3 protein-coding genes are annotated in these 4,881 nt (G+C 48.3%); all 3 read left to right on the top strand.

Annotation, left to right across the window (positions count from 1 at the left end):
• Positions 1-91: 91 nt before the first annotated feature.
• Complete coding sequence (cysS, locus tag FWJ59_RS07855) at positions 92-1,498, top strand: cysteine--tRNA ligase (RefSeq protein ID WP_414481397.1); 1,407 nt, start codon at positions 92-94, stop codon at positions 1,496-1,498.
• Between the two features lie 300 nt (positions 1,499-1,798).
• Positions 1,799-3,586 carry a bifunctional homocysteine S-methyltransferase/methylenetetrahydrofolate reductase gene (locus tag FWJ59_RS07850; protein WP_092282184.1) on the top strand — a complete coding sequence of 596 codons (1,788 nt, stop codon included), beginning with the start codon at positions 1,799-1,801 and terminating at the stop codon, positions 3,584-3,586.
• Positions 3,587-3,660: 74 nt separating this feature from the next.
• A partial coding sequence (locus tag FWJ59_RS07845) for a homocysteine S-methyltransferase family protein (RefSeq protein WP_414481396.1) occupies positions 3,661-4,881 on the top strand: 1,221 nt, incomplete at its 3' end.

Raw genomic sequence — 4,881 nt, 5'->3', positions numbered from 1 at the left:
CCTGACCCCGTGGCTGAGCAGATTAAAGAGATATTGGATAGAGTCAGCGCCTTAGAAAAGAAGGTAGATGAATTGGAGGGCAGGTGGAAAGATGAGACTGTATAATACGCTTACGAAGAGAAAAGAGGAATTCGTTCCTTTGCGTGAAGGAGAAGTGCGCATGTATTCCTGCGGGCCAACGGTGTATGACTATTTCCACATAGGCAACGCTCGTCCCTTTATCATATTTGATACTTTGAGAAGATACCTGGAGTATAAGGGCTATAAGGTAATTTTTGTTCAAAACTTTACCGATATAGACGACAAGATGATCAAGCGGGCCAATGAAGAGGGCATTACCGTAAAGGAGCTGGGAGATCGTTTTATCAATGAATACTTTAAAGATGCCGATGCTTTAGGCATAAAGAGGGCAACCTTCCATCCCAGGGCTACCCAGCATATCGGCGATATGATTGCTCTGATCAAGAAGTTAATTGAAAAGGGTGTGGCCTATGAGGTAAATGGCAACGTATATTTCGATACCTCAGCTTTTCCGGAATACGGTAAGCTATCGGGGCAAAAGCTGGAGGAGCTGGAAGCCGGTGCCCGCGTGGAAGTAGAAGAGGGCAAGAGGAACCCCATGGACTTTGCCCTGTGGAAGGCCCAAAAGCCGGGCGAGCCGGCATGGGATAGCCCGTGGGGCAAGGGAAGGCCGGGCTGGCATATAGAGTGCTCGGTGATGGCCATGAAGTACTTGGGGGATACCATTGACATACATGCTGGAGGCCAGGACCTGATATTTCCTCATCACGAAAATGAGATCGCTCAGAGCGAGGCGGTTACTGGCAAGCCCTTTGCAAGGTACTGGCTGCACAACGGATATATCAATGTAAATAACCAGAAAATGTCCAAGTCGCTGGGCAACTTCTTCACTGTTCGTGATATACTCAAGCAGTTTGATCCGGAAGTGGTGCGATTCTTCATGCTTTCGGCCCATTACCGCAATCCTATAAACTTTAGTGAGGATATGCTTAGGCAGGCACAGAGCGCCTTGGAACGCCTGTACAACTGCAAGGCCAATCTCTTGCATATGATGGAAAACGCTGTTGAAAGGGAGCTTTCGGAAGAAGAGATAGATTTCATCCAAAGGCTTGCAGGTTATAAGGTTAAATTCGAAGAGGCAATGGATGATGACATAAATACCGCTGATGCCTTGGCTGCCATCTTTGATATGGTAAGGGATATAAACTCTCAGCTGAGTGCCAGCAGTTCAAAGCAGGCTGTGGAGAGGGCCTATGCGCTTTTGGATGAGCTGACAGGCGTCCTGGGTCTTTTGCGAAAGGATCCCCGGCAGGAGCTTGACCCGGAGATTAAGGCTTTGATTGAAAAGAGACAGCAGGCACGCAAGGAAAAGAACTGGGCACTGGCTGATCAGATACGGGATGAACTTAGGGCCCGTGGAATTATACTTGAGGATACGCCGCAAGGAGTCAGGGTGCTTTTTAAGCATAAGGATTAACCCGTAAGGAGATATAATGAGAAGGAGTAACTGGGTAAATTGAGCAAAAACTTTGTCGAATTTTGGAACCCCTTTGCATTTATTGCAAAGAGGTTTATTCTTTATAATGTGGTAATAGTGGCATATAGGTCGTTTTATGATGTTCTCCAAAGGGTTAATTTTACTTGCTAACAATCTCGTCCTGGTTTAAACGGGGGTTGATGAGGAATAGGATTTTTGTACTTGTATTTGTCAAAGCATTTAAGGTAAAATGGATAATAATATCTGCTGGATGTAATGGTGATAAAGGAGTATTAAACCATGATAAAGGAGTACTTGCAGGACAATATACTATTGGCCGACGGTGCCATGGGGACCTATTACTCGCAGATAACCGGTGAGGATGCCGCTTTTTCGGAGCTGGCCAATGAGACAGAGCCAGAGGTCGTCAAGGCTATCCATGCTGAATATATCCAGGCGGGAGCAAGGCTAATAAGGACTAATACTTTTTCTGCAAATACCTTGGCACTGGATGTTTCCAGAGATCAAGTAAAGCGGATCATAGCAAAGGGTTATGAGATTGCACTGCAGGCTGCACGGGGCAGAGAGGTATTTGTTGCAGCAGATATGGGACCTATACCCGAGATGACGGCCGATAAAAAGGAAGTGGACCCCGAATTCATTTTGGATGAATACCGCTTCATAGTAGATGCCTTTATTGAAGCGGGAGCCGATATATTTGTATTGGAAACCCTGAGCAGTACCGATTATTTACGTGAGGTTACCGAGTATATAAAGAGCAAAAACAGTCAGGCTTTTATTTTGGTTCAGTTTGCCACAACGGTTGACGGCTATACCAGAAAGGGCATAAGCATTTCCAGGATCATTAAAGAGGTAAAGGCCATACCGTATATTGATGCGTACGGTTTTAACTGCGGTGCCGGGCCGGCGCACCTTTATCAAAACATAAGGGCTTTTGACTTTTCGGGGGATATAGTATCGGTTATGCCCAATGCCGGCTATCCCGAAATTGTTCATCAAAGAACGGTGTATACCCGTAATCCCGAGTATTTTTCAAACATCATGATGGATGTGGCCAGGCTGGGCGTAAAGATAGTAGGCGGCTGTTGCGGGACCACGCCGCTGCACATAAGCAAGATGCGGGACAAGCTGGCCGAGTTTGCGGGGGAGAAGCGTAGGGCATCTGCACCTGTACGCAAGGTCTGGCATATTACTATGGGAAAAAATGATTTTTACACCAAGCTTGTTGAGGGAAAATTCCCGGTTGTGGTCGAGCTTGACCCGCCTTTTGATGTGAGTGTGGAAAAGATTATGGAAGGGGCCGCGGTTTTAAAGCAAAACGGCGTCGATGCAGTTACCGTGGCCGATTCGCCTCTGGCTCGACCTCGACTGAATTCCATGATGCTGGCGGCCAAGATAAAGAGGGAAGTGGGCATAGAAGTAATACCCCATCTGTGCTGTAGGGACCATAATCTAATTGGCCTCAAGTCGTTGCTACTTGCGGGGTATGTGGAAGGGATACGTAATTTGCTGGTTGTGACCGGCGATCCCATACCGGGTGCCGAAAAGAGCTCTGTAAAAAGCGTGTTTGATTTGAACTCGTTCAAGCTCATGGCCCTTATACAGGAGATGAACAACGAGCTTTTCAGCCAGGATCCTTATATAGTAGGCGGGGCGTTGAATCTCAATGTTCAAAACAGGGATGCCGAGATATCTAGAATGGAGCGCAAAATGGAAAATGGGGCCCGGTTTTTCCTCACGCAACCCGTCTTTGCTTCTGAGGTCATAGAGTATCTGGCCAGGCTCAAGGCCAGGGAAAAGGTTAAAATCCTGGGTGGGGTTATGCCCATTGTGAGCTACAAAAATGCTCTGTTTTTGAACAACGAGATACCGGGGATATCCATACCTTCCCATTATATTGAGCGTTTTAGGCCGGATATGGACAGGCAGGAAGCTGAAGAGGTGGGGATCGAGATAGCGGTTGAGCTGATAAATAATATAAAGCAGCATGTTGACGGTCTATACTTGATAACGCCCTTCAACAGGGTGAATATGGTGGTCAGGGTTTTAAAGGGAAGCTTACTTTAAGAAGCCTAAAGAGGATACGGAGATGCTAGAATCAAAATTGAATGCCAGATGGATTAAAGAAAGGTTGGATGAGTATGAACTGGACGACTTTGAAGCAGTTGATGAATGAAAGGGTTATAGTGCTGGACGGGGCTATGGGTACCGAGCTTCAGAAAAAAGGGATGCCGCCGGGGATGTGCCCCGAGCTGTGGGCTTTGGAGCATCCTGATGTCCTGTTGGCTATACAGAAGGGTTATGTTGAAGCCGGTGCCCGTGTGCTATATACAGCTACCTTTGGTGCCAACCGCATAAAGCTGGAGGAATTTGGGCTGGGGGATAAAGTAATAGATATAAACCGCCAGCTGGCCCGGCTGTCCAGGCAGGCGGCTGGGGGGCATGCTCTTGTTGCTGGAGATATATCAAGTACAGGGCGGTATATTCATCCTATTGGTGACCTTTCGTTTGAAGAGGCGGTAGAGGTTTACAAGGAACAGGTAAGGGGATTGCTCGAGGGAGGAGTTGACCTGTTTATTATAGAGACCATGACCGACATTCAGGAAGCCAGGGCGGCTTTGCTGGCGGTGAAGGAAAGTTGCGGCCTTCCAGTATGGGTCACCATGACGTTTGAGGAAGGGGAGAGGACACTGACTGGTACTGATCCGGTCACGGCACTTATTACCCTTCAAAGCCTGGGTGCGGATGTGGTGGGGTGTAACTGTTCCACTGGCCCTGACAAGATGGTGAGCATTATAGAGCATATGAAGCCTTATGCTAAAGTGCCATTGCTAGCAAAACCTAATGCAGGGCTGCCAAAGCTGGCGAATGGCGTGACGGTATTTGAGATGGGGCCAGAAGAGTTTGGACGGTATGCCAGCCTGTTGGCACAGGTGGGGGCCAATTTGATAGGCGGATGCTGTGGCACCTCGGCGGAGTATGTGGTCGAGGTTGCGAGAAATGTAGAGGGGATAAAGCCGCTGCCTCCATCAAAACATCAAGGTTCACCGGTCACATCGGCCAGGAAGACGGTATTCATTGGAGCAGGTAATCCCTTTGTTGTGGTGGGCGAGAGGATAAATCCCACAGGAAAGCCGTCGCTGCAGGAGGCTTTGAAGCAAAAGCGCTATGCGTACGTCCGCCAGCTTGCAGTAGAACAGGTTGAAAAAGGGGCCGATATGCTGGATGTCAACGTAGGCATGCCGGGCATTGATGAGGCAGGTACGATGGTGGACGTCATAGACACCTTGGTTACAGCGGTGGATGCTCCGCTGTGCCTGGATTCTTCCAATATTGAAGCGCTGGAGAGGGGGCTCAGAATC

Origin of the sequence: Caldicoprobacter sp. (genome assembly GCF_047459465.1) — a bacterium.
Taxonomy (GTDB): Bacteria; Bacillota; Clostridia; order Caldicoprobacterales; family Caldicoprobacteraceae; genus Caldicoprobacter.
This window is presented reverse-complemented; position numbering and strand designations above follow the sequence as displayed.